Source organism: Paraburkholderia silviterrae (assembly GCF_004353915.1).
GTDB lineage: Bacteria > Pseudomonadota > Gammaproteobacteria > Burkholderiales > Burkholderiaceae > Paraburkholderia > Paraburkholderia silviterrae.
Genome location: NZ_SMRP01000035.1, coordinates 39,365 through 64,830 on the forward strand (window position 1 = coordinate 39,365; position 25,466 = coordinate 64,830).

Sequence of the window (25,466 nt, forward strand, 5' to 3'; positions counted from 1 at the left end):
CGGAAGCAGGGAGCCGTCGATGGCAAAGAAAGAAAGCATTCAGAAGCGCTTGGGGAAGGTGCGGCCGCCGCGCGTCCAGCTGACCTACGAGGTCGAGCGTGGCGACGCGATCGAAGTGAAAGAGCTGCCGTTCGTTGTCGGCGTGATGGGCGATCTGGCCGGTCAATCGGAAATCGAGCAACCCAAGCTGCGCGAGCGCAAGTTCATCAATATCGACCGCGATAATTTCGACGACGTGATGAAGGGCATCGAGCCGCGCGCCGTGTATCAGGTGGAAAACCGCCTGAGCGGCGAGGGCGGCAAGTTCGCCGTCGATCTGCACTTCAAGTCGATGGCCGATTTCAACCCGGACGAGGTCGTCGCCCAGGTCGAGCCGCTGCGGCGCCTGCTCGAGGCGCGCTCGAAGCTCGCGGACCTGCGCAACAAGCTTGCCGGCAACGACAAGCTCGAAGACCTGCTGAGCGAAGTGCTCTCCAACACGCAGCAATTGCAGGCGCTGGCGGAGAACGCGGGCAAGCGCTCGTCGGACGACGAGCCCAAGGGCGAATGAGGCGGGGGTAAGACATGAACCAGCAAAGCGCAGCCGCTCAACAGTTGCAAGAAGCGGCGCAGGGCGAATCCTCGCCGTCGTTGCTCGACGACATCGTCGAGAAGAGCAAGGTCGCCAAGTCCGATTCGGAGCACGCACGCGCGAAGGATCTGATCGGCGAGCTCGTGCACCAGGTGCTCGACGGCACGGTGGTCGTCTCCAACAATCTTTCGGCGACCATCGACGCCCGCGTGGCCGAGCTCGACCGCCTCATTTCGGACCAGCTCTCCGCCGTGATGCACGCACCGGAGTTCCAGCGCCTCGAAAGCACGTGGCGCGGCCTCGAATACCTGTGCAAGGAAAGCAACACCGGCCAGACCATCAAGATCAAGGCGCTGCACGCGCCCAAGCGCGACGTCGTGCGCGACTTCAAGACGGCCGTCGAATTCGACCAGAGCGCGCTCTTCAAGAAGGTCTATGAAGAAGAGTTCGGCACCTTCGGCGGCGCGCCGTTCGGCACGCTGATCGGCGACTACGAAATCACGCGCCAGCCCGAGGACATGTACTTCATCGAGCAGATGTCGCATGTCGCGGCGGCCGCGCACGCGCCGTTCATCGCATCGGCCTCGCCCGAGTTGATGGGCCTCGAATCGTTTGCCGACCTCGGCAAGCCGCGCGATCTCGGCAAGGTGTTCGACACCGTCGAGTACGCGAAGTGGAAGTCGTTCCGCGACTCCGAGGATTCGCGCTACGTGGGCCTCACGCTGCCGCGCTTTCTCGGCCGCCTGCCGTTCAATCCGAAGGACGGCGCCACGGCGGAAGGCTTCAACTTCGTCGAGGACGTGGACGGCACCGATCACGGCAAGTACCTCTGGTGCAACGCTGCGTGGGCTTTTGCGGCGCGCCTGACGCACGCGTTCGACGAGTATGGCTGGTGCGCCGCGATTCGCGGCGTGGAAGGCGGCGGCCTCGTGGAGAACCTGCCCACCCACACGTTCAAGACCGACGACGGCGAGGTCGCGCTCAAGTGCCCGACCGAGATCGCGGTGACCGACCGCCGCGAGAAGGAACTGAGCGACCTCGGCTTCATCCCGCTCGTGCACTGCAAGAATTCCGACTACGCCGCGTTTTTTGCCGCGCAATCGACCCAGAAGGCGAAGAAGTACAGCACCGACAGCGCCAATGCGAACGCCGTGCTCTCCGCCCAGCTTCAGTACATTTTCTCGGTGTCGCGCGTGGCGCACTACCTGAAGGCGATGATGCGCGACAAGATCGGCAGCTTCGCTTCGGCGCAGAACGTCGAGGTGTTCCTGAACCGCTGGATTTCGCAGTACGTGCTGCTCGACGACAACGCCTCGCAGGAGCAGAAGGCCCAGTTCCCGCTGCGCGAAGCCTCGATCCAGGTTGCGGAGATTCCGGGCCGCCCGGGTTCATACCGTTCGGTCGCGTTCCTGCGCCCGCACTTCCAGCTCGACGAGCTTTCTATCTCGCTGCGGCTCGTGGCGGATCTGCCGAAGCCGGCCAATTCGTAAGCTCGCGTAGAACCCGCGAGTCACAGTGGCATCCGGCTGTGCGGGCAGCATGAAGCATCGGGAGCCTGACCCTTGCGTTTGCGGGGCCAGGCGCCAGAGACTGCGGTACAACAGGCGGACTGGCAGCGCGTCTGCCGCCGTCGTACAAACCACCTCTATGGGGAGCGATACGTTATGAAGGACATCTATCTAAAGTTCGGCAATCCGGCGATCAAGGGCGAATCGCAGGACAAGGACCACGCGAACTGGGTCGAGATCGATTCGTGGAATCACTCGATCCTGCAGCCGCGCTCGGCCACGGCGTCGACGGCGGGCGGCCACACGGCAGGGCGCTGCGAGCATGCCGACATGCGCTTCACGAAGGACATCGACGTCGTCAGCCCGCTGCTGTATCAGCACGCTTCGGGCGGCACGACGTTCGACGAAGTCACGATCGACTTCATGCGCTCGGACGGCGAAGGCAACCGCATCAAGTACCTCGAGATCAAGCTCAAGTACGTGATCATTTCGAGCGTCACGCCGTCGGTCGTCGGCGAGGGCCTGCCGAGCGAAGAGTTCTCGCTCAAGTACGCTGCCGTGCAGTGGAAGTACACGCAGCAGAAGATCGGCGGCAACCAGGGCGGCAACGCCCAGGGTGCATGGAGCCTGACGAAGAACGACAAGACCTACGCGGTCTGATTCGATGTCTGATTAGCCCGGGCGATGCGCGCCGTGCGCGCCGCCCGGGCATTGCCATTCTGGTTTGATGAAGCGCTTCGAACCCAGTTTCTTCGACAAGCTGTTCGACGACGAACCGCATTTGCCGGCACCCGCCGCCATGCGGCAATTGTCGCTGGAAGAGCTCAAGGCGACCGTCGCACGCGATCTCGAGTCGATCCTGAATACGCGCATCGCGTATACGGAGGCGATGCTCGCGCACCTGCCGGAGTGCCGGAAGTCCTTGCTGACCTATGGCCTGAACGACTTCGCCGGGATGAGTCTCGCGAGCCACAACGACCGCACGTTCATCTGCAATTCGATCCAGCAGGCTATTACGCGGCACGAGCCGCGTCTGCAGGGGGTCAGCGTGACGCTCGAACTGAATTCCCGCTCGACCAGCGTGCTGAATTTCGTTATTCAGGCGTTACTGGTGGTCCATCCGGCCGAAGAGCCGGTAAACTTCGACGCTATGCTGCAGCCTTCCACGCTGCAGTATTCGGTGACGCGCGCACGCGCGAAGACATAAGAACGCACCGCCCGGTGCCGCGTGGCCACGCGGCATGGACTGGCGGGGCGCGAAGCAGGACTTTGGGGGGCGCGAGCCGCGATGGAAGAGTTGTTGCCATATTACGAGCGCGAGCTGTCGTTCCTGCGACGCTATTCGGGCGAATTCGCCCAGCGCTATCCGAAGATCGCAGCGCGGCTTGCGATGACGGGCGAGCAATGCGAAGACCCGCACGTCGAACGCATGATCGAGTCGTTCGCGCTGTTGGGCGCGCGCATCAACAAGCGTCTCGACGACGACTACCCGGAATTCACCGAAGCGCTGCTCGAAGTCCTCTATCCGCACTATCTGCGGCCTTTTCCCTCGTGCTCGATCGCGCAGCTCGGCACGAGCGCATCGTTCGTCAATCTCAGCGCGCCCGCGGTGATCGAGCGCGGCACGCAGCTCCGGTCGCGGCCCTTGCGCGGCGTGCAGTGCCGCTTTCGCACGGCCTATGACGTCACGCTCGCGCCCGTGCGCATCTCCGAGGCGCGCTACATGCCCGTGGCGATGGCGCCGAGCTCGATCGTGCTGCCGGCGGACGCCACCGGCGTGATTTCGATCACGTTCGAATCGATCTCTGCGCAACTGGATCTGGCCGCGCTGAAAGTGCCGCAATTGCGCGCCTACCTGCACGGCGAGCAATCGTTCATTGCGGCGCTCGGCGACTGTCTGTTCGTGAATGCGCTCGGCGCATGGGTCGAACCCGAGCGCAACGGGCGCTGGAAGGCGCTGCGCGAGCTGCCGTTTGCGCAGGTGGGCTTCGCCGATGACGATGCGCTCATCGACTTTCCCGCAAGATCGCATCCCGCCTACCGTCTGCTCACTGAATACTTCGCGTTTCCGGCCAAATTCGATTTCGTCGATTTCGACCTCGCGGCCATGAGCGCCGCCACGGGCCGCTGCCAGCGGCTCACGCTGCACATCGTGCTCAAGGAAGTGCGCGGCGACTCGCACGAGGCGCGCCTGCTCGACACGCTCGCGGCGCATCATCTGCGGCTTTTCTGCACGCCGGTCGTGAATCTCTTCAAGCAGCCCGGCGAGCCGATCCGCCTGAACCATCAGGCCATTGCGTATCCGGTGATTGGCGAGGCGCGCCGCGCGTTCGCCTACGAGGTCTATTCGATCGATTCCGTGAAACTCGTCCAGCAGCGGGCCAATGAAGAATCGGTCGTGGAATTCCGGCCGTTCTATTCGCTGCGCCACGGCGAGTCCGCGCGCGCCGGCCATTACTGGTTTGCGCGCCGCGACGAATGGGTCGCGCAAAAGAGCCCCGGCTACGAAACCGAAATATCGATTGTCGACATCGACTTCGATCCCTCGGCGGAGCAGACCGATACGCTGAGCCTGGAGCTCACCTGCACGAACCGCGATCTGCCTGCGGGGCTCGCCGTGGGGCTCGAAGGCGGCGACCTGTTTCAAGAGGGCGGTTCGCTCACGAACCAGATCACACTGCTCGCGCGGCCCACGCCGTGCGTGCGCTTCGAGCGCCGCCAGGCTGCGCACTGGCGCCTGATCTCGCATCTGTCGCTCAGCCACGTCTCGCTCACGAGCGGCGGCGCGACGACGCTCAAGGAAATGCTCACGCTCTACGACATGCGCCGCTCGGCGGTCTCGTCGCGGCACATCGACGGCATTGTGAACGTGGAGCAGCGCCCGGCCGTGCAATGGCTGCCCGGCAAGCCGTTCGCCACGTTCGTGCGCGGCGTGGAGATTCGCGTGACCGTGGACGCAGACCACTTCGTCGGCACGAGCCTCGGCACTTTCGCGCGCGTGCTCGACGTGTTCTTCGGTCTGTATGTGCATATCAACAGCTTTATTGAACTGGTGGTGATTTCGCAACTCACCGGCGAGGAGATCCTGCGATGCAAGCCCCGCAGCGGCGAATCGATCCTGGTGTAATCGAGCGCCTGCTCGACGAGCCGCACCGCTTCGAATTTTTTCAGGCGGTGCGCCTGCTCGAGCGCTGGTTCGTCGACAAGGCACAGGAGCGCCAGCGCGACGTGCTCGCGCAACGCGTGACGTTTCGCAACACGCTCTCGCTCGGCTTTCCGCCCAGCGAAATCGAGCGCGCCGTGCCATACGATGAAGCCGGCCAGCCGCTCGCGGAAAAAGCCGCGCGCACCGCGGCGATCGACGAAGGCAAGCTGGGCGAGGTGGCCATCACGCCCGCGTTCTTTGGCTTGCTGGGCGCGCAAGGTGCGCTGCCGCTGCACTATACGGAGCAGCTGATCGCGCGCGAGCAGCTCAAGCGCGACCGCGCGGCGCGCGAGTTTTTCGACGTCTTTTCCAACCGCGCGACGGCGCTCTTTTACGCCGCGTGGAAGAAGTACCGCCTGCCGTTTCACTACGAGCTCGATCGCGACGAACGCTATTTGCCGTTGTTGCTCGCGCTCGCGGGCGTGGCCAACGACGACTCGCGCGGCAGTCTGCACGGCGGGCCTGGCGCGCTGTTCGACGAAGCCATTGCCGGCCACGCCATTGCCGCGCGCCATCGGCCCGTTTCGGCGGCGTATCTGCAGAACACGCTCTCCGACTATTTCAATGTGCCCGTGCGTGTCGAGCAATTCGTCGGCAAGTGGTACGACGTGCCGCCCGAGCAGCTTTCCATGCTCGGCACGCGCAACGTCGTGCTGGGCGCGACCGCGCTCGCGGGCGAGCGCGTCTGGCAGCGCGACATGCGTGCGCGCCTCGTGATCGGGCCGCTCTCGAAAGAGGACTACGAAGCATTTCTGCCCGGCGGCGAGCGCGCGCTGGCGCTCGATCGCATGCTCACGCTGCTCGGGCGCGTGACCCTCGAATACGAAGTGCGGCTCGTGCTGCGCCGCGCGGACGTGGGGCCGAGCCAGCTCGGCGCCGGCTCGCGGCTAGGCTGGGACGCCTTCCTCTGCACGCACGAAGCCGATAGCGACCGTAGCGACGCACACTACGAACTGCATGCCACCCACTGACGACTGACTGGAACCTCGCCCGGACCGACCTCACGACATGAGCACGCCTCTGAAGACCCTGATTACGAAGCTCAACACGACCAGCCGCCTCGCGGCCGAACGGGCGGCCAGCTCGTGCCTGTCGCGCGGACATTACGAAGTCGATCTCGAACACCTGTTTCTCGCGCTGCTCGAAGAGCCGGCGTCCGATCTCGTGTGCGCGCTGCGCGCCTCGCGCGTCGATCCCCATGCGGTGCGCGCCGACTTCGAGCGCGAATTGCAGCACTTCAAGACGGGCAACACGCGCACGCCAGTGTTTTCGCCGCATCTCATCGCGCTGTTCGAGCAGGCGTGGCTGATCGCTTCGCTCGACACGCAGATCGGCCGCATCCGCTCGGGCCATCTGCTGCTCGCGCTGCTGGGCGCGCCCGATCTCGCGCAGTTTGCGCAGCGCATGTCGGCGCGTCTCGCCGAGGTGCCGGTGGCCGAGCTCAAGCATCGTTTCGACAAACTGACCGAAGGCTCGGTGGAAGGCGTGCCGCGCGACGCCGAGCGCAACGCGGCGCAACACGCCACCGCGTCCGGTGAAACCGCAGCGGAGCCGGGCGCAAGCGCCGGCCCCTCGAAGACGCCCGCGCTCGACACTTATACGACCGATCTCACGCAGCGCGCGAGAGAGGGCAGCGTGGACCCGGTGATCGGCCGCGAAGGCGAGATCCGCCAGACCATCGACATCCTGATGCGGCGCCGCCAGAACAACCCGATCCTCACGGGCGAGCCTGGCGTCGGCAAGACGGCGGTGGTGGAAGGGCTTGCGCTGCGCATCGCCGAAGGCGACGTGCCCGAGCCATTGCGCAACGTCGCGCTGCGCGTGCTCGACATGGGCCTGCTGCAGGCGGGCGCGAGCGTGAAGGGCGAGTTCGAGAACCGCCTGAAAAGCGTGATCGATGAGGTGAAGAAGAGCCCGCAGCCCATTGTGCTGTTCATCGACGAGGCGCACACGATCATCGGCGCGGGCGGCCAGGCGGGCCAGAACGATGCCGCCAACCTGCTCAAGCCGGCGCTCGCGCGCGGCGAGCTGCGCACGATCGCGGCCACGACCTGGAGCGAGTACAAGAAGTACTTCGAGAAGGATGCCGCGCTCGCGCGGCGCTTCCAGGTGGTGAAGATCGAAGAGCCTGGCGAAGCGCTCGCGGCGGCCATGCTGCGCGGCATGACGGGCCTCATGGAGCGCCACTTCAACGTGCGCATTCTCGACGAGGCGATCACCGAAGCCGTGCGCCTCTCGCATCGCTATATCAGCGCGCGCCAACTGCCCGACAAGGCGGTGAGCGTGCTCGACACCGCGTGCGCGAAGGTCGCGCTCGCGCATAGCTCGACGCCCGGTACGATCGACGACGGCAAGCGCCGCATCGAGCGCATCGAGGCCGAGATTGCGGCGCTCGAGCGCGAAGCGGCAAACGGCGCCGCACACGACGAACGCCTCGCCGAGTTGCGCGCGCAGCGCGACGAAGCCGCGGCCGCCGTTGCCGAAGACGAAGTGCGCTACGCCAGGGAGCGCGAGCTCGTCGCGCAAATCGCGGCGCTGCGCAGCCGTATCGACACGGCGCGCGAAACGCGGGAAGAGGGCGAAAAGGGCGCGACGGACAACGCGGCCGAGCTCGCCCGCGACGCCGAAGCCGCGCGCGCGGCGCTGCCCGCGCTCATCGAGCAGTTGCATGCGTTGCAGGGCGACGGCCCGATGGTGCCGCTGCAAGTGGACGCGCACGTGGTGGCCGAAGTGGTCGCGTCATGGACCGGCATTCCGCTGGGCCGCATGGTGAAGGACGAGATCAAGACCGTGCTCAACCTGAACCCGCTGCTCGGCGAGCGCGTGATCGGCCAGGACCATGCGCTCGAGGCCATCGCCCAGCGCGTGCGCACGGCGAACGCGAACCTCGAGGACCCGAACAAGCCGCGCGGCGTGTTCATGTTCGTGGGCCCCTCGGGCGTGGGCAAGACCGAAACGGCGCTCGCGCTCGCCGATATCCTCTATGGCGGCGAACGCAAGCTCGTGACCATCAACATGAGCGAGTACCAGGAGGCGCATAGCGTCTCGGGCCTGAAGGGCTCGCCGCCGGGCTACGTGGGCTACGGCGAAGGCGGCGTGCTGACCGAGGCGGTGCGCCGCAACCCGTATTCGGTCGTGCTGCTCGACGAGGTCGAAAAGGCCCACCCCGACGTGCTGGAAATGTTCTTCCAGATCTTCGACAAGGGCACGATGGACGACGCCGAAGGACGCGCCATCGATTTCCGCAACACGCTGATCATCCTGACCTCGAACGTGGGCTCGGCCGCGGTAATGCAGGCGTGCCTGAACAAGCCCGCCGAAGAGCTGCCGGACGCGGATGCGCTTGCCGAACTGTTGCGCCCGCAACTTTACAAGACCTTCAAGCCCGCCTTCCTCGGGCGCATGAAGGTCGTTCCGTACTATCCGATCTCCGACGACGTGCTTGCCGAGATCATCGAACTCAAGCTCGAACGCATCCGCCGGCGCATCGAGGCGAACCACGGCGCCGCCTTCGAGTGGGACGACTCGCTCGTGGAAGCCGTGCTGGCCCGCTGCACCGAAGTGGACTCGGGCGCGCGCAACGTCGACCACATTCTGAACGGCACGCTGCTGCCCGAGCTTGCGCAGCAGGTGCTCGAACGCATCGCGCAGGGCACCGCGCTCGCGAGCGTGGCGGTGCGAGCGAATGAGGCCGGCGAGTTCGAATACACCGTGAATTGACCATGCCGACCGCCATGTCCACCGATACCACCGCGCTCTTTGCGCCCATCACCGAAAGCTCGCCGTGCGGCGAAGATCTGCTGTTTTCCGCGGATTTCGACGCCATCGCTCACGCGCGCCGCTTCGACGATCCTTCGCTCGATCAGGGCGAGTGGGTCACGGAAATCAAGGAAGCGGACTGGGCTTTCGTGGCCGAACGCTGCACTGCGCTGCTCGCCACACAGACCAAGGACCTGCGCGTGGCCGTGTGGCTCACCGAGGCGCTGGCGATCCAGGACGGCATGCCCGGCCTCACGCAAGGCTTTGCCGTTCTCACGGGGCTCGTGGAGCGCTTCTGGGATCATCTGCATCCGCTGCCCGAGGGCGACGACGTGGAGTCGCGCCTCGGTAATGTCGCGTGGCTTGCGGGGCGATCGGCTGAGCTGCTGCGCGCCGTGCCGCTCACGCAGTCGGGCGCGCCGTTTAGCGCGCTTGACTGGGAAGTCGCGCAGCATGTTGCGCAGGCCATCAAGCGCGATCCCGAGAACGCGGCCGACATTGCGCGTGGGAAGCCTTCGGTTGAGCAGATCGATGCTTCGCGGCGGGCTACGGCGCCCGCGTTTTATGAGGCGCTGCTCGCGCAATTCAAGGCTTTCGAAGTGGCGCTCGCAGCGCTCGACGATGAGCTGGAGCGCCGTGCGGGCGACGCCGCGCCGAGCTTTCGGCAAACGCGTGATACTTTCGAGACGGTTTACGGCCTGGTCGCGCGCTTTGCTCGTGACGTGGGCGTCGATCCGGATGCGGCTGCGAAAGCGCTGCAAGCGGCGCACGATCAGCATGATTCACAAGCAGTCCAGAGCGAATCGGATTTCGTGGCGCAGCGCGCGGAGCCGAGCTTCAAGTCTTTGCCCTATGAGGAACCCGTGCAGACTCCGACTCGCGTTCATGGTAGCGTGCATGGCGGTATTCAGAGCCGCGCGGATGCGGTGGCGCAGTTGCGCGCCGTGGCTGATTATTTTCGTGCTACTGAGCCGCATAGTCCGGTGGCTTATCTTGCTGATAAGGCGGCCGAGTGGGCCGGCATGCCGCTGCATGAGTGGCTTGCCACGGTGGTGAAGGACGATGGCACGCTCTCGCACATTCGGGAGATGCTGGGCGTAAAGGCTGAGTGAGTGTTTTTTGATTGATGAAGTTGCTGGATTCTGTGGGGGCGCTTGGGGCTTTTCGCGTTTCCTTGTTTTCATGTCGGTATATTAGTGTTGCCCCTGTGCGGGGCGGCACCTACTTTTCTTTGCAGCCGCAAAGAAAAGTAGGCAAAAGAAAGCGGCTCAAACCGCCAGTGTGACGCAGTCCACCACTGCCCTGTAAATCGGAGCGGCTCCGGGGCATCCGTCACCTCGCGCACTCCGCCTTAGTGACAAAGGGCTCATCCTTCCCGCCTCGCGCTGCGTGCGGGCGGAAGGGTCTGCAAGGAAAACCGGGCGTGTTGCCAGCGAATGCGCGATAGTACTGCCGATCAAATACACTGGAGTACTACGAAACCGCGTGCGTCCCACTGGTTTTGGTTATGCCCCACGGCGCGCGTAGCGCCGCCGGATGGATGAGCCCTTAGTCACTCCGGGTGACGGCGCGTGGTGACAGACGCCCCGGAGCCACTCCGATTAAAGGTTAGTGGTCCACTGCGTCACACTGGCGGTTTGAGCGGCTTTCTTTTGCCTACTTTTCTTTGCCGCTGCAAAGAAAAGTAGGTGCCGCCCCGCACAGGGGTAACACCAATATACCGACACGAAAACAAGGAAACGCGACGGAAACGCGAGGGAAACGCGACGGAATCACACAAAACCCCCATCGCGACAGCAGAAACCGCAAATCAAAAAATCAGAGTCCCGCCCGAAACTCAATACGCCGGTTACGCGCGCGCCCATCCGCGCTATCATTCGAAGCCACCGGCTGATCGGGCCCAACACCATCGGTCGTGAGCTGCTGCGGCGAGATCCCCTTCCCAACGAGATACCCCTTCACGGCATCCGCACGCGCCTGGCTCAGCGCGATATTCGACGCGCGATTGCCCGAGTTATCGGTGTGACCGATGATCTCCACCGTACGCGTGTTCATTTTCACCAACACGGCCGCCATCTGATCGAGAATCGCGCGCCCCTGGGGCGCGAGCGTGGCGCTGCCCGTTTCGAATTCGATCGTGCGGTTCGCGAGCGTCTGGTCGAGCAGCCCTTGTTCGGACGCGCTCACCCGCAGGCCGTTGCGAATGGTGTAGGTGGGATTGAGCGCATTGGCCATGTCGCTGGCGATCTGCTGGCGTTGCGCTTCGTTGCCCACTTCGCCGCGCACGTCAATCTGCGTGCCGTCGATCTTCAGTTGTCCTTTGCGGATCTGCTTCAGCCCAGGGTTGATCAGCTTCTGCACGTTCGTCGACCAGTTGGGCGGCGTGGCCACGTCGCCGACCTCGATCTGATCGACCACGTTCGCCGCGCCATAGGTGTCGCGCAGGCGCTGCAGCACGGCGGCGTGAGTCGCCTCGTCGGGCACCTTGCCACCCACCACGACCTGGCCCGGCGCCGTGTTCGCCGGAGCGGGCGTCGTGCTCGCGGTGCTGCGCGTGCCGGAAGCGGAGGGCGCGGCGTTGGCCGTGCCGGGTTGGTTGACCTGACCGTTCGAGGACGCCGCGTCGGGCAGCACCGTGGTGCGGATCTGCCCGCCGCTCGTATCCACAGGCGTGACGCGCGCGGGGCTGGCGTCGTCGGCAAATGCAGGGGCGCAGAACGCGCCAAACGCACCAAACATCAGCGCCGCCGCGGCGGCGAGGGCGCCGCGCTTATGCAGCTCAAGCACGGCGGCCATTGACCAGCTCCCCGATGAACGCCTCGCGGAACGTGTCGATCGAGACACGCAGCGACAGTTGCGGTTGATCGAGGTAGCTGACGAGTTTGCTGATGCCATGGTCGTTCTGTGCATGTTCGTCGACCCACTCGGGATCGTCGATATCGATGTTATGGGCCGAGTAGGTTTGCGGATCGACCACGCTATGCAAGGTCTTCGCCGAGGCGCCGTTGAAGCCGATGATGAGCCGCTCGCGCTGCGCGATGGTGCCCATGAAGATGGCTAGTTCGAAGTCGGCCTTCGAGACGAATGGCGCGATCAACTCGAGCCAGAATGCGGCCACGAGGCTGCGGTAGAACGGGTCGGTCGGCAGCGGCAGCGTGAGGCCGCGCTCGAGATGCGCCGCGCCGCTCGTCATCACGGGGCGCAAAAGCGAGCCGAGCGCGAGCATCGCGCCGCGCAGGCGCACCGGATGGCCGCTTGCGAGCAGCATCTGCTCGAGTCCCGAGAGCGTCTGATGCTCGATGAAGTCGGCGAAGGTGCCGTCGTGCGGATTGCCCGCGCCGCCCACGTCCACCGGCACGAAGGTCTCGCCGAGCGCCTGCAGTGCGCCGGCCGGCTCGCTCGGGCCCAAGAGCGGCTGCATCTGCGCGGCGACGCGCGACCACAGGCGCGCGAGCGCGAGCGGGCTGCGCGCGAGAAACGCGAGCGGCTGCTCGACTTCGAGCGCCGTGGCCGCGAGAAAGGGAAAGCGCCGCGATGACTGGTCGCGGCTCGCCACCATGTGCCCCGCGATCGCGAGCTTGCTCTGCGAGCCGAGAAACGCGAAGTGCATCGGCTGCGCTTCTTCGTAGACGATCTTCCAGCGCGGATCGTCGGTGAGCATGTCCATCGCTTCGGCAATCCAGCGGTCGAGCGTCTGCAGCAGTTGCGGATTGTGCGCGCTCTTCACGAAGTCGCCGCGCGACGGGATCTTGCCGAAGTAGGCGATCTGCGCCTGAACGGTTTGCGTCATTGCGCGTCTCCCGCGTTGTTGTTGGCGCCCGTGGCGTTGGCCGTCGTCACCGCGCCGGCGGGCGCGTTGACGGGGGCGTTGTTGTTCTGCGCGTTGCCCGCTGCCGGCGCTGCGTTCGGCGCACCGGGCGCGTTGGGCGCATTGGGACTACCCGCCGCCGCCGGGCCCACGTTCGCGACGGAAGACGGCAGCTGCACGCCGCTCAGCCCCTGCTGTTGCGGAGCATTGCTGCTCGAAGCCGTAGGCTGCGAGGTGCTGATGATGCGCATGCTCACCGAAACCGTCACGCTGCCCTGCGTCCAGGTGAGGTCGAAGGTGCCGTCCGGACGGCGGCTGCGCTGCGCCGAGTTAATCAGCTTCTCGAGTCCGTAGCGCCCCGGCTCGTTGACGAGCTGGATCGTGCGGCCGTCGAAGGTGGTCGCGGAGAGCGTCGCGCCCGGCGCGCCCGACGGATTCGGCCACACGAAGTTGGTCCACTGCGGCGGCGTGTTCCGATAGCGCAGTTGCTGGCCGTCGATCGCGATCGTGTACTCGGTCGTGCCGGTCGAAGGCTGCGGTAGGATCTGGAACACGGTCTGCGGTTCGCTCGAGCCCGCGCTCGCACCCGCCGCGCCGCCCGCGAGCGGCGCCACCCAGCGTGCGAAGCCGGTGGTGAAGTCGGGCGTGAGCGAGAGGCCCATGTCGCCCCAGGTGCGCGCGGTGAGCGTGTCGCCGCGGCGCACCGCGAGGGGCCCGAGCGTGGTGCTCACGAACTTCGAGATCGCGCCGTCGGGGCCGAAGGTCTGGGCGATTTCACTCGAGCCCGCCTCGATCTTCGCCGTGCTCGAGAACGGATACTTGTTCGCGAGCGACGCCTGGAAGGGCTGGTACACCTGCGCGTTCCACACCTTGTTCACTTCCGCGCTGGCCGGCTGGATCACCACTGCATAGGCCTGCATGAGCGGGCGCACGAGCAGGGGCCGCAGCGCCTTGCGCTGGTCGTCGGTGAGGCCGGTGAGCATCTGCTCGTCGACGAACTTCAGCGAATCGGAAAGCTCCGAGCCGTTGCCGTCGAGCGTTTGCTGCATCAGCTGGCGTGCGCCCGGTCCCGGATCGCCCTGGTTCTTGATGGTGTTAAAGCGCGTGCGCACCTTCGAGAGCGAGTCCATATAGCCCTTCAGGAGCGAGCCGTTGTCGTGCGTGACAACGATGCGCCCAAGCCCCGCGAACGCCTGGCCGACCGGACCCATCGGCATCTCGACCGGATTGCCGTTGATGTCGATGTTCGCCTGGATCGGGCCGCTCGTTGCGCGCGAGAACAGGTTCTTGAACCAGCCCGTGACGCCGCTTTGCGCCTGCTTGATCGTGGCGTTGACGAGCGACGGGTTATCCCACGAGGTCTGGTCGTACGCGGTTTCGATGATCTTGCGGATCGGCGAATCGTGCGGGTCGCCGAGGCGGTTCATCGCGTCGACGGCCTGGCCGAAGCTGCCGAAATCCTGCACGGCGATGCCCTGCATGAACTTCTGCCAGTGCTGCGCGTACTCGGCCTTGTACATGCCCACCAGGGTCTTCTGGATCTGCTCGGGGCTGCCCTCGAGCGTGAGGTCGTCGCTGGCCGAGGTGTTGAGCACCCAGTCCTTCGCCTGCAGCTCCTTCGTGGCGGCTTCGCGGATCGCGGGCTGCACGTACTGGAACCACGCTTCGCGCGTGAAGGTGCCCGGAATCGCGTAGCTGCCCGCCACCAGCGACGAGTTGCCGTCGCCGACGATGCGCGCGACCGTCATCGGCGCAAAACGCGTGGAGGCGCGCGCCTTGATTTCTTCGTAGACGCGCTGGCGTGCCGGCATGCCGCGCACCACGTGGCGCAGGTCTTCGCGCGTCTGGTCGACGAGCGCGAGGTTCGCGTCGATCATCGGCCAGTCGTCGTCGGACACGCGCGAGAGGTAGAAGGTGATCATGCGCTCGGCGCTCTTGATCATCTCGTCGCGAGGCATGTTGCCGCGATTCGTTTCCAGCCAGCCGCGCCAGAAGCGGGCGATCTGGTCGGTGAGGTGGGCGGTTTCCACATGACGCTTGTCCGAGAGCATCAGGTAGGTTTTCAGCGCGTTGTACGCGTCCTCGACGCTGGTGGGCGACGCGTCGCTATAGAGGCCGCCCTGGCTCGGGCTCGCCATGGCCGCGTGCGCGGATACCGGCACGGCGCCCGAATCGGGCGCGCGCGTCATGGGCGCGAGCTGGTCCGGATGCGCGTCGACTTCCTTGAGGAACGCTTCGACATTCTGCGAGACCGGCGTGAGCATGATCTGGCGCACGCCGTTGTAATACTCCTGAAGCAAGTGCTGCTCGACGCGGTCGCCCTGATAGAGGCCCAGCGACACCGCGAGCGGCTTGTCGCGGCGGAACTGCTCGAGCTGCTCGATGCGGTCCTCCAGAATGTCCATGGCCTGCAGGCGCGACTGCAGGTCGTTGCGGTTCTGCTGCAGCTTTTCCACGTTGTCGAGGTCGGCCTGCACGTTCGCCACGAGCTGCTGGTTGTTGATCGCCGACCACGTCCAGCCGCCGAGCGCAAGCGCGAGCGCGGCCACCACGCCGAAGAACGTGGCGTAGCGCAGGCGCGTCTTGGCGGGGCTCGCGAATTGGCGGACCGTTTGCTTGTCGGCGAAAATCACCTTGGAAAACAGGTCTTTCAGGAAGAAGCCGTTCTTCGAGAACGCCGCTTGCGGCTTGGGCAAGCTGTCGGTCGAGAGCGAGAAGCGGTTGGCGATGCGTTGCGCGGCGGCGCTGTTGGTTTCGCCTTCCTGCAAGGCGCTCGTAAAGTAAAAGCCGCGCAAAATCGGCTTGTACTGGAACGGATTGTTCTCGAACAGCGTGGCGAGGAACGCGCGCAGCGCAGGCTTGATGGTCGAAAACTCGAGCGGGAAGCTCAACTGCCCCGGCGTGAGCGCATTGCCGCGGCTGATTGACATCTGCGCGATGCTGATTTCCTTGAGGCCGTCATAGAGCTCTTCAAAGCGCTCGTCGAACAGCGTGACCACGTCACGCTTCTCGTCGGGTTCGTAGGGCAGGGTGGCGCCCCAGACGCGGTCGTATTCGTTGCGCTCGCTACCACTGAAGAATTCGGTGAAGCCCGTGATGAGGTCGACCTTCGTGAACATCACGTAGACCGGCGCGAACACTTCGAGCTTTTCAGTGAGTTCCTGCACGCGCTGGCGCAGGTTCTTGGCGAGATTGATCGCGAACTCGGGGCGGTTACCGGTGAGCTCGGCAATGCTCGCAGTCACGATGATGCCGTTGATGGGCGCCTTGGGCCGGAAGCGCTTGAGCAGCCCCAGAAAGCCGAGCCATTCGCCGCGGTCTTCCTCGTGCACCGAATAGCGGCCTGCCGTGTCGAGCAGAATGCCTTCGGTCGTGAAGAACCAGTCGCAATTGCGCGTGCCGCCAATGCCGTGCACGATGGCGTCTTTTTTGTCGGCGAAAGGAAATTGCAGGCCCGAATTGAGCACGGCGCTGCTCTTGCCCGCCGCCGGATTGCCGATGACGATGTACCACGGCAGCTCGTAGAGCGCCGAGCCGCCCGAAAGCTGGCCGATCTTCGAGGTCTTGATGGTCTTGACCGCGTCCGTGAGGCGCGTGCGCAGCGCGTCGAGCTCGGCCTGCGTGCCGCGCGTGGCAGCGGCACTGGGGCTCTCGACCTGGGCCTGCTGTTCGAGCATCTCGCCGAGCTTGTTGTTGCCGCGGCGCACGCGAATGCGGCGCACGAACCAGACGCAGAGCCATAGCGCGAGCAGCACGCCGAGTGCGAGCGCGGCCCACACGAGCGTGACTTGCCCCGCTCCGACGAGAGCGAACAGCGCCGCCGCCACTACGATGAAGCCGATGATGGAAATCGTGCGCCTGTGGGTCAGCACGTTGAGGATGCGTTGCATAAGCCGGTCAGGTCCTGGTGCTTTGAATGCTGTTCTGATTGTGCGTAGCGTGGGCCACGGCGGGCCGCTCGAGCTTATAGGCGTCTGATTGCGAAACCATGTCGGCGCGAATTATTGGACTTTTTGAAGAGCAGTAGCTCTGCGCCCGAGCACGAAACCGGGCTTGTGATATTCGACGTGCCCGAGATCCATCAATTTCCACCGGCCACCCCACGTTAGCCCGACCTGTTCGGCCACCTGCCCATATAACTGATAGCCGCGCATGGCCCAAGGGTCTTTTTCTGAAATGACGAGCTTGCCGTCACGTAAAAACGCGTTATCCGCCGCGAGTCCGTATTGGTGGTAGCTCTGAAACGCCGCGGCATTGGTCACGCTGCCCCCCATTTTCGCCAGCCGGTCCTGCCGTTCGGGGCTCCGATAACCTTCCAGCAACGCCATTTGATAACCGTATTGCTCGTGCATGATTTTATAAACGAGCAATAGACGCGTACGGAAATCCGGATCGAGCAGATTCCAGTCGCGGCTCGCGTCCACCAGCGCGGGGCGAAGCTGTTCGACCTCCTGCGTGGCGAACACCTCGGGCGGTAATGGCGGCGGCGGGACGAGCTGCTCGCCACTGAGCAACGCCGAGATTTTTTCATCGGGCGCCCGAAGCGTGTCATCGTATTGGAATAACTGGTGGCCGCGAAGCGCAATGGCAATCAACGGCGGCGTCGCAAGAATACCTGTCGTCGACAAAATCAGCAAGCGTCGTTTAATCAGCAAATTTTGCATACCCGTCATGCTTGATTGGGAATATTTTGCCGATCTGGAAATGCCTTTACGCGCTTGGGTGGCGCTAGCCGAAATGCGCCGTGTGACGAGGTTATGCAAACTGGATACGACGTCGAAAAACACCGCCCGCACGCCCGGAAGTAGCAGTATTGCTGCTAACGGGACGGTAATGGCGAAATAGACTACGAGTGCAATGGCAACCAAAAGCAACCTCGTGAACTGGAGGCAATTGTTTTTTGTAATGCTTGATTTTAGAATCAGGCCTGCCCGAAGCCGGGCCGACCCGTATTATTACGGCGAAACAGGCCCGATTCAATGTGCACGATTCGAATGAGACTCTAATGAGTGTGCCGGACAACTCCCGCCCTAAAGCTCCACCCAGCCTGCTTGCTGATGGCCCCGGCAAAGCGGCCAGCGCGCCCGCCAATGGCGGCGCGCCCAATGGCTCGCGCATTCTTGCGAATCTTGAAGGGCGCGTCGTGCCGCCTGCCGCTGCGGCAGGCAAGCCGCGCGCCTCGAAGACGGCAGCGCTCGTTGCGCTGCTCGTGATCGGCGCCGGCGCGTTCGGCGCATGGCAGCTGATGACGCGCGCGCCCTCCACGGCATCGAGCGCCTCTGCCGCGCCGGCAAGCGCCGCGGTGGTGGCGGCCGCGAGCGCATCGCAGCCGGTCGTTGCAAGCGCACAGATCGGCGCGCCCGACGCGGCTTCGGCATCGCACGCGGCAACGATCATCGCCGACGACGACGCGGCTAGTGCAAAGTCCGCGGCGGGCAATGCCGCGCCCGCGCCGGCGAACGATGCCGACAGGCTTTCACGCGCACTAACAGTCGGTGCGCGCGACGGCAACGCGAGCGGCGCCACGGTTGCGGCAGCAGCGCCCAAGGCGCAGGCGCCTCGCGCCCAATCGGCGCCATCGCGCGAAAAGGCCGCGGCGAAGCACCCGGCGGCGAATACCCGTCGTACGGAAAGCAAGTCGGCCGTTGCGCAGTCGAAGAAGCCGCACAACGGCGCGAAGCAGGATGACTCCGACGTCGATCTGCTCGCCGTGCTCGTTGCGCGCACGAAGCCGGCCGATGCCAAGGCGGCGGCGCACGGGTCCAAGGCTGCGGGCAAGGCCCAGAGCGACAGCAATGCGCCGCTAGCGCAGCAAGTGAAGGCGTGCGGCGATCGGGGGTTCTTCGAAGATCAGTTGTGCCGCTGGCGCGTATGCGATGGCCACTGGGGCACGGATCCGGCGTGTCCCTCGGCGGCGCGGGCGAGCAACGAGCATTGAGATTGCGGCTGGACGGCCGGGTGGGCGCATCGCTCGACCGGTCGCCGATACGATTGTGTTTATTGTGATGTGTGGCTCGCTTTATCGATCCTGGGACGGGCCAGCCTCACGCATGACGATCTCTACGCTCAAGCCGGTTTGCTTCGCATGGTCGGAGAACCCGAGACGGATTTGCGCGCCGATGCGTTGGGTAATCGCCTCTACGATCGACAGGCCGAGTCCCGAGCCGATCTGCTCGCTACCCAGCGTGCGATAGAAAGGATCGAAGATCCGCTCGCGTTCGGCCAGCGAGATGCCCGGGCCGTTGTCCTCGATATGCAGCACGGCGCGCCCTTGCGCGCTGCTCACTGATAGATCGACGCGCCCGCCCTCAGGGGTATAGCGGATGGCGTTATCGACGAGATTCTTGACCACCGCAAGCATGTCCAGCTCGCTCACCCACACCTGCGCGTCTTGTGTGCCTTCGACCCCAATGTCAATGCGCCTGGCTTCTGCAAGTGGCATGAGGTCTTCCAGCACGCGGCGGAAGATCCCCTGGACGGAAACCGGCGCGTCCGGCAATTCGGTCGACGACTGTGCTTTGGCCAAACTCAGGAGTTGATCCAGCAAACTCCTTCCGCGCTCGATGCCTCGGCGCAAGATCGCCAGCCGTTCACGCGCCTCGCTCGACATTTCGGCTTGCGCGAGGCGCTCCGCTTGCAGTGACAGGGCGGTCAGCGGCGAGCGCAATTCGTGCGCTGCGTCGGCGACAAAGCGGCGCTGGGTTTCCATCGCCTTGTCTACCCGGCCAAGCAAGCGGTTGATCGCGACCACGAATGGACGCACCTCGGCCGGCAGGCCGCTGTCTTCGACAGGGTGCAATTGCTGCTCGGCACGCTGGTCGATTTCCATGGCAAGCGTGGCGATCGGGTGGAACATCTTGCGCACCAGGTTGGCGACGATCAGCAGGAGCACCGGCACGAGGATCAGGAAGGGCATGACAGTACGCAGCGCGCTGTCGCGTGCGATTTCATTGCGAAATCCGGATTCCTGAGCGACGGCAATGCGCTCGCCGGCGGCACTTGTCTTGACCAGCACGCGAAACGTTTCCCCGCCGACTGCCAGCGTTTGCAGGCCATCGGCCAGCGTCGCGGGCAAGGGCAGGGGGCTCGCGTCGTCCACGCCTCGCGCGCGTGAATGGCCATCGACCAGGTACTGGACGATCACGCGCGCCTCCTCATCGCTATCCTTGAGGCGGGCCTCGGCGGGTACAGGAACAGGTGACAGACGCTGCTGGTCCATCAGCCTTGCGACCTGGCGCAAGACATCGTCCTGCAACTCGTGCGCTTCATCAAACGCAGACAGGAACGAGAAGACGCCAGCAACGACTGCAACAACGAGGATGACCAGGGACAGGGTGAACGACAGCTTGAGCTGAACCGACTCGCTCAGACGCCTTTTGAAACCATCCATCCCACCCCCCTGACATTCTTGATGATCTCGCTGCCCAACTTGCGCCGCAGCGCATGGATCAGGAATTCGACGGCGTTGCTTTCGACCTCGTCCCCCCAGCCGTAGATGCGGTCCTCCAGCTCGCTGCGTGACAGGATGGCCCCAGGCCGGATCAGCAAGGCCTGCAGCAAGGCGAACTCGCGATTGGACAACTGCACTGGGCGAGCGCCCGCGACGCAGGCCTCTTTCGTGGCCGGATCGAGCGTCACCACGCCGTTGCCGAGAACGGGCGCAGCATTGCCACCCTTGCGACGCAGCACGGCGCGCATGCGGGCCAGCAGCTCCGCCATCTCGAAGGGCTTGAGCACGTAGTCATCGGCCCCACCGTCCAGGCCTCGCAGGCGGTCATCGAGCCCATCGCGTGCCGTGATGATGACGAGGGGAACCGCGTTGTTGCTGGTGCGAATACGGGTCAGCACCTCCTGCCCGTCCTTGCCGGGCAGGCCCAGGTCGAGCAACACCAGATCGTAGTGCTGAGAATCCAGTGTCGCCAGGGCGGTCTGCCCGTTCGTCACCCAGTCCACCGCATAGGACGCATCCTTCAACGCATCCCGAATGGCTTCACCGATCATGGGATCGTCTTCGACCAGCAATGTTCGCAATTCCCTCTCCTGCAGATTCAGCGATTCAAAAACAGCATATTGCTCGAATCAATGATCGCATGGCGAGGGGCTTTACGCTTGTAGCGAATCGAAGGTCTTCAGCAGGGCTGCCAAAGCCGCCTTGCAGTCGGCTTGATTCGGGGTATTGGCGCGCAGGGCGGCCAGCGCACGGTCAATGGCCTTGTCGAGGACGTGCCAGTCATCGGCGGAACGGGGCTTCAACCCGGCCTCCGCCGAGTCCCATGCGATTTCCAGATCCTTGATGCGAGCCTTTGCCGCCGGCAAATCGCCTTTGTCCACTTTGGCGGCAACGTCGGTCGTGATGTCACGGAACGCAGTCAGGTCGCCGAGCCGCGAAGCGGCCTTGACGTTCGATGCCGTAGCGGCCTGTCCCGCCTGAGCAGACGCGATATTGCCGTCGTTGGCTTGCCGGGAACAACCGGCCGCCAGGACCAGGAGCATGACGGCGGTAACGGTAACAACTGAACGGCGCAATGGGAGCAGAGGGTGCATGTTTTTACCTTGAGCAGTGGGAAGAGGGATCATTCGGCCGTTTGAGCGGACTTGCCCATGCTCATGCCGAACTGTGCGAGCGCTACCAGCATGACGATCACCGAGAGGAACAGGGTGCTGGTCCACATGGCGCCCATGCCGAGGCCACCATAGGTTTTGGCCTGTGTCAGCAGGTCGCCGAGTGCGGCGCCGAACGGGCGGGTCAGGATGTAGGCGATCCAGAAGGTCAGCACGGCATTGCCGCCCATGCGCCAGATGGCGCAAACGAGGGCGATCAGCGCGCCGAAAACGACTGCGCCCCAAACGAAGCCCAGGCCCAATGCCTCGGTTGCCAGATCGCCAGCAGCGGTTCCCAGGGCGAACGTGCACAGAATCGCGGCCCAGTAAAACAGCTCACGCTTGCGGGTCACGATGTCGTGAATGGAGAGCGTGTGCTCGGCCCGATACCAGACGAAAAAGATCGCGGCGAGCGCCACGGCGAACACCGATGTGCTGGCGTACAGGCTGACGTTCAGGCCATCGGTGAGCAGGTCGGTGATCTGCGTGCCAACCACGCTGACCAGCACCACCGTGAGCCAGTAAATCCAGGGGGTGTAGCGGCGGGTGCGCAATTGCATGAACAAGGCCGCGGCCAGCAGGGCGGCCATGACCGTGCGTGTCACGCCCTGGCCCCAGCCCGCGTTGACTGCCAGAAAATCCGCTCCCGTTTCTCCCACCGTGGTGGACATGATCTTGACGATCCAGAACGAAAGCGTGATTTCAGGAACTTTGTTGAGCCAGTTGCTGGATTCGATGGTGGGCGAGTGATTCACAGTGCGTTCTCCGGACCAGGTGAGGAGCCAGGTGCTGAGTCTGGGGACGCTGACTTAGCCCAGCCATAGGCATCTCACGCCATACCCAGGATTGGGGATGCCCGGCGCACGCCAATCTGGTCCACTGAGGCCTGGTTTTCGGTTCGGCGCTGCGCAAGCTCAATTCACCGAACGGGGGAACCAGCCATCCCGGTCCAACAAAAACTCATCGGGCAGGAAACGACGTGCGATGCCGGTTCAGAAGAAGTCGGGGGATGGCGCATTTACGTCCACGCCAGGAGATCGTCATGAATATCAAAAGAGCAGATCCGAGATTCTTTTGTTTGAGAAGAGCCGTAGCGTTGGCGATTTGTTCGTCATCGATTGGATTGCTCGCGGGTTGTGGCGGCGGAGGCAGTGACTCGACTACCGGCTCGACTGGCGGAGCGGCCGGGGGCACCCCCAGTAACGGCACGGGCCCAAGCTCCGGCGTCGCGGCTGGCCAGTCTTTCGCTACCAATGAAACCGGCGAAATCAACGCGACCTTGACGGCGAGCCAACCCCGCTATGTCAACTCGAGCCCGCTCACGGTATCCGCTTCTACCCAGGTTTGGGCCTTCTCCTGGGCACAGTATGCCGCCGACTTCTGGATTTTCGACGCGAATAACGCCCAGATTTTCCAGAGCGGTGGCGCGGCCACTGGCTACCGCATGGCGCCATCGGGTCAGTCCGGCATGAACTTCGTGACGATACCGGCGGGCACCTGGTACGTGGGCATTGGCGCGGACCAGGTCACCTCGACGTCTTATTCCAACCCGGTTTATGCCGAGCTCGATGCGGTGTCGCTGCCGGGCGCATCGTTGACGGGCAATACGCCGATGGACACCGGAGTCCTCAATCCTGGCGGATGGAAAACCCAGCCCTTTACGGTTTCCGCCGGGACCCGCGGCTATATCGAAACAGAAGGGCCCGGAGGCACCTTTGCGGTGATGTCGACGAGCCAGGCCAGTTCATTCACTTCCACCTTTGCCAATGGATTCACTCAAGGTCAGATTCCGTACACGTATGCTTGCGGGAACGGCTCAGGTGCCGCCAATCTGGAAATCGAGTGCGAAATGCAATTGCCGGCCGGCAACTATGTGCTGGTCTACATCAATACCTCGTCTTCTCCATCGGGCGGCGCGGCCAACGTAGCGTTCTACAAATAGGCGTTGCTGGCTGCTCGCAATGTGCCCCGCGTGGCGTACCCGCTTGCGAGGAGATTGCGCGGCCGGCGACCCCGCATGCATTCGCCGTGCGGGGTTTGCCGAGGTGGTTTTACGGCGCGCCTCAATCGCTGAACAGCGCGACGATGTCGGCGATGCGCCGCGCGCCGGTCTTTGTGAAGATCGCCTTGATCTGACTTCGCACGGTGCTGACGCAAACGCTCGCACGACTCGCATATTCTGCCGGCGTCATGCCGCTGGCAAGCCCGTTCGCTACGGCCATTTCCGCGCGCGATAGCGAGAATGGCCGCTCGCCGGCACCGGGCCGCGCAGGGTCCTGAAACCGGCGTCTGGGCAGCACCATGGCGAGCGGCCGCGCTTGCGGGTCCAGATGAAGGGTGAGTTGCGGCTTCAATGGAATGACGTGAATTTCGAGCGCAGGGCGGCCTGCGGAATCGAGGGCGTAAAGCGGCAGCGGATCGACCAGCGGGCAAGCGGAGCAGACGTTCCTGATGCGCCTCATCAGTTGCGGCGCGACCTGGGAGTCGGAAGCGGTGAATCGATCGGCCTTGACGCGGATTTCCGTCGAGCGTTCGAGCATCGTGACCGCGCAGGCATTCAGATAATGCACACGCATCTCGTCGTCCACGACGATCACCGCCCGTGGCAACGCATCGAGCGCGGCCGCCATCATCGGCGCCGGGGTGTGAGCGTGTGCAGCCATGTGCCGGACGCGAAAAATGTTCGGCAGATGCTCGAGCACGCGCTGAAGCTCGCGAGTCGTCCGGCCGTCGAACGGCTCGTGATTGACGGGACGATGCACGGCCATGATCAGCCGGCGCTCGCCATCGATCTGCATGCCGCCGCACGAGTATCGGAGTCCTTCCTGAATGTAGAAGTCCTGATAATATTCGCTGCGCTCGACCACGCGATCGGGCAAATAGCGATGCATCGCGTACATATGGCCCGGCGGTTCGCGCATCAGCACACCGCGTGCGAGGTCGAGGTCGTGATAGTGGCTGGCATACGCTTCGGCCCAGCCGGAGCCATAGCCGGTGAAACGGTATTCGAGAAAGCTGCCGGACTGCAAGTCATGGACGAAGCAATTGGCGGCGCGCGCATCCGCGAGCGCCATGATGGCGTTGAGCGCGACATCCCACTGCGCCGGGTCGACGGCGGCCGCATACAGCGCCGCGATCGACTCGTCAGCCGTTCGTGTCCTGGACATCCCCGTTCCCCTGTTTGCCACGCACACGCCCGTTCGTGCGTGTTTTCGTTCCACGCTTGCCGGATCGTTTGCCCCTGCGCTTCGCAGGCGCCGCCGTGTCGCCGATTTTAACAAGCGACCCATTTTGTGGGACGCCGCGAATAACCGGAGTGTCTACGATTCGCAACACGAAATCGAGGAGCGGGCCGGGAGAGCGGGGTGCAAACGCGCTTGATCGATCTCGCCGGCTTGCTGATGCACACGAAATTAATTAGACAGTTATGGAAAAGACCGTGAAACCCTGGCTGGCCGTCAACGCATGCCTGTGAACGCTGTTCGGCTCGCGCGCATCCGGCAGGAATCCGGGCAACGATGCGCTCGCGGCCATGGCTCGCCTGAATCGACCTACTGCACCGTGATGGTCGCCTTCATGTACGGATGGATGCCGCAGTTCACGTTGTACACGCCCGGCTTGTCGAACTTGAACTGATACGTATCGTTCTGGTCGAGCGCGGCGGAGTGGAATATGCCCGCGTCGTTGACGACCGAATGCGGCTCGCCATCCATGTTTTTCCAGGTCACGGTGGTGCCGGCCTTGACGGTGAGGGACATCGGCGAAAACATGAAATTCTTGATGACGATCTCATTGGGGTCCTGAGCATGCGCGGCAGGCGACCCGATGGCCAATGCTGCAGTGAGCAGAGCGCTCCCGAGGGAAAGGATGAACGCACGACGAAAGAAAGGGGATGGCATGGCTTGGCTCCGTATTGAATGACGAATTTCGCAGTCAGGCGAGCGTCGTGTCGGCAAGCGTCGCGGCAAGCGGATGGCGCGAGATCCTGATGCTCGTCACGCCAAGCATCTTTGG

At 64.1% G+C, this 25,466-nt stretch carries 20 protein-coding genes; 10 read left to right on the forward strand and 10 right to left on the reverse strand.

The genetic code is table 11. The annotated features are described in order from the left end of the window. Window positions 1–19: 19 nt before the first annotated feature. The 8 genes from tssB to tssA all read left to right on the forward strand — a co-directional run bounded on the left by tssB (window position 20) and on the right by tssA (window position 10,155). Window positions 20–550, forward strand: coding sequence for a type VI secretion system contractile sheath small subunit (tssB, locus tag EYW47_RS35680; RefSeq protein ID WP_133199509.1), 531 nt, complete (start codon window positions 20–22; stop codon window positions 548–550). Between the two features lie 14 nt (window positions 551–564). Continuing rightward, window positions 565–2,061, forward strand: a complete 1,497-nt coding sequence (gene tssC, locus EYW47_RS35685) for a type VI secretion system contractile sheath large subunit (RefSeq protein WP_133199510.1) — start codon at window positions 565–567, stop codon at window positions 2,059–2,061. 174 nt (window positions 2,062–2,235) lie between these two features. Beyond that, on the forward strand, window positions 2,236–2,739 hold the full coding sequence (locus EYW47_RS35690; RefSeq protein WP_028220896.1) for an Hcp family type VI secretion system effector: 504 nt from the start codon (window positions 2,236–2,238) through the stop codon (window positions 2,737–2,739). A 67-nt stretch (window positions 2,740–2,806) separates the two neighbouring features. Then, entirely contained in the window at window positions 2,807–3,286 is a 480-nt protein-coding gene (gene tssE, locus EYW47_RS35695) for a type VI secretion system baseplate subunit TssE (protein WP_133199511.1), read from the forward strand. Between the two features lie 81 nt (window positions 3,287–3,367). Further along, the gene (gene tssF, locus EYW47_RS35700) at window positions 3,368–5,206 is read left to right on the forward strand and encodes a type VI secretion system baseplate subunit TssF (RefSeq protein WP_133199512.1); all 1,839 of its coding nucleotides are present in this window, start codon (window positions 3,368–3,370) and stop codon (window positions 5,204–5,206) included. Next, window positions 5,170–6,255, forward strand: coding sequence for a type VI secretion system baseplate subunit TssG (tssG, locus tag EYW47_RS35705; RefSeq protein ID WP_133199513.1), 1,086 nt, complete (start codon window positions 5,170–5,172; stop codon window positions 6,253–6,255). The genes tssF and tssG overlap by 37 nt, the downstream gene beginning before the upstream one ends. Window positions 6,256–6,292: 37 nt before the next feature. Beyond that, window positions 6,293–9,004, forward strand: a complete 2,712-nt coding sequence (gene tssH, locus EYW47_RS35710; RefSeq protein ID WP_133199514.1) for a type VI secretion system ATPase TssH — start codon at window positions 6,293–6,295, stop codon at window positions 9,002–9,004. A 14-nt stretch (window positions 9,005–9,018) separates the two neighbouring features. Continuing rightward, window positions 9,019–10,155 carry a type VI secretion system protein TssA gene (gene tssA / locus EYW47_RS35715; protein WP_133199515.1) on the forward strand — a complete coding sequence of 379 codons (1,137 nt, stop codon included), beginning with the start codon at window positions 9,019–9,021 and terminating at the stop codon, window positions 10,153–10,155. 706 nt (window positions 10,156–10,861) lie between these two features. Here tssA and EYW47_RS35720 read toward each other — a convergent pair. The 4 genes from EYW47_RS35720 to EYW47_RS35735 all read right to left on the reverse strand — a co-directional run bounded on the left by EYW47_RS35720 (window position 10,862) and on the right by EYW47_RS35735 (window position 17,719). After that, entirely contained in the window at window positions 10,862–11,839 is a 978-nt protein-coding gene (locus tag EYW47_RS35720; RefSeq protein ID WP_133199516.1) for an OmpA family protein, read from the reverse strand. Continuing rightward, window positions 11,823–12,833, reverse strand: a complete 1,011-nt coding sequence (gene tagF, locus EYW47_RS35725) for a type VI secretion system-associated protein TagF (protein ID WP_133199517.1) — start codon at window positions 12,831–12,833, stop codon at window positions 11,823–11,825. Before tagF ends, EYW47_RS35720 begins: the two co-directional genes overlap by 17 nt. Beyond that, window positions 12,830–16,741 (reverse strand): type VI secretion system membrane subunit TssM, encoded by a 3,912-nt coding sequence (tssM, locus tag EYW47_RS35730; RefSeq protein WP_133199518.1) that lies wholly within the window; start codon window positions 16,739–16,741, stop codon window positions 12,830–12,832. The genes tagF and tssM overlap by 4 nt, the downstream gene beginning before the upstream one ends. Before the next feature lie 111 nt (window positions 16,742–16,852). Beyond that, window positions 16,853–17,719: a M15 family metallopeptidase gene (locus tag EYW47_RS35735; protein WP_133199519.1), complete on the reverse strand. Its 867-nt coding sequence runs from the start codon at window positions 17,717–17,719 to the stop codon at window positions 16,853–16,855. Between the two features lie 137 nt (window positions 17,720–17,856). On the opposite strand from EYW47_RS35735, the gene EYW47_RS35740 reads away from it, so the two are divergent. Continuing rightward, a complete protein-coding gene (locus EYW47_RS35740; RefSeq protein WP_133199520.1) occupies window positions 17,857–18,789 on the forward strand; it encodes a hypothetical protein in 933 nt (310 codons plus the stop codon). A gap of 81 nt (window positions 18,790–18,870) precedes the next feature. Here EYW47_RS35740 and EYW47_RS35745 read toward each other — a convergent pair whose 3' ends face one another. The 4 genes from EYW47_RS35745 to EYW47_RS35760 all read right to left on the reverse strand — a co-directional run bounded on the left by EYW47_RS35745 (window position 18,871) and on the right by EYW47_RS35760 (window position 22,207). Next, window positions 18,871–20,241 carry an ATP-binding protein gene (locus tag EYW47_RS35745; protein WP_133199521.1) on the reverse strand — a complete coding sequence of 457 codons (1,371 nt, stop codon included), beginning with the start codon at window positions 20,239–20,241 and terminating at the stop codon, window positions 18,871–18,873. After that, window positions 20,217–20,882 carry a response regulator transcription factor gene (locus tag EYW47_RS35750; protein ID WP_133199522.1) on the reverse strand — a complete coding sequence of 222 codons (666 nt, stop codon included), beginning with the start codon at window positions 20,880–20,882 and terminating at the stop codon, window positions 20,217–20,219. The genes EYW47_RS35745 and EYW47_RS35750 overlap by 25 nt, the downstream gene beginning before the upstream one ends. 72 nt (window positions 20,883–20,954) lie before the next feature. Beyond that, entirely contained in the window at window positions 20,955–21,395 is a 441-nt protein-coding gene (locus EYW47_RS35755) for a hypothetical protein (RefSeq protein WP_133199523.1), read from the reverse strand. Between the two features lie 29 nt (window positions 21,396–21,424). Continuing rightward, the gene (locus EYW47_RS35760) at window positions 21,425–22,207 is read right to left on the reverse strand and encodes a COG4705 family protein (RefSeq protein ID WP_133199524.1); all 783 of its coding nucleotides are present in this window, start codon (window positions 22,205–22,207) and stop codon (window positions 21,425–21,427) included. Between the two features lie 287 nt (window positions 22,208–22,494). On the opposite strand from EYW47_RS35760, the gene EYW47_RS35765 reads away from it, so the two are divergent. Continuing rightward, window positions 22,495–23,394 carry a hypothetical protein gene (locus EYW47_RS35765; protein WP_133199525.1) on the forward strand — a complete coding sequence of 300 codons (900 nt, stop codon included), beginning with the start codon at window positions 22,495–22,497 and terminating at the stop codon, window positions 23,392–23,394. Window positions 23,395–23,515: 121 nt separating this feature from the next. Here the strand turns inward: EYW47_RS35765 and EYW47_RS35770 are convergent, their stop codons facing one another. Both EYW47_RS35770 and EYW47_RS35775 read right to left on the reverse strand, forming a co-directional pair. After that, entirely contained in the window at window positions 23,516–24,619 is a 1,104-nt protein-coding gene (locus EYW47_RS35770) for a helix-turn-helix transcriptional regulator (RefSeq protein ID WP_133199526.1), read from the reverse strand. Between the two features lie 384 nt (window positions 24,620–25,003). Continuing rightward, the gene (locus tag EYW47_RS35775; protein ID WP_133199527.1) at window positions 25,004–25,351 is read right to left on the reverse strand and encodes a cupredoxin domain-containing protein; all 348 of its coding nucleotides are present in this window, start codon (window positions 25,349–25,351) and stop codon (window positions 25,004–25,006) included. Window positions 25,352–25,466: the final 115 nt, after the last annotated feature.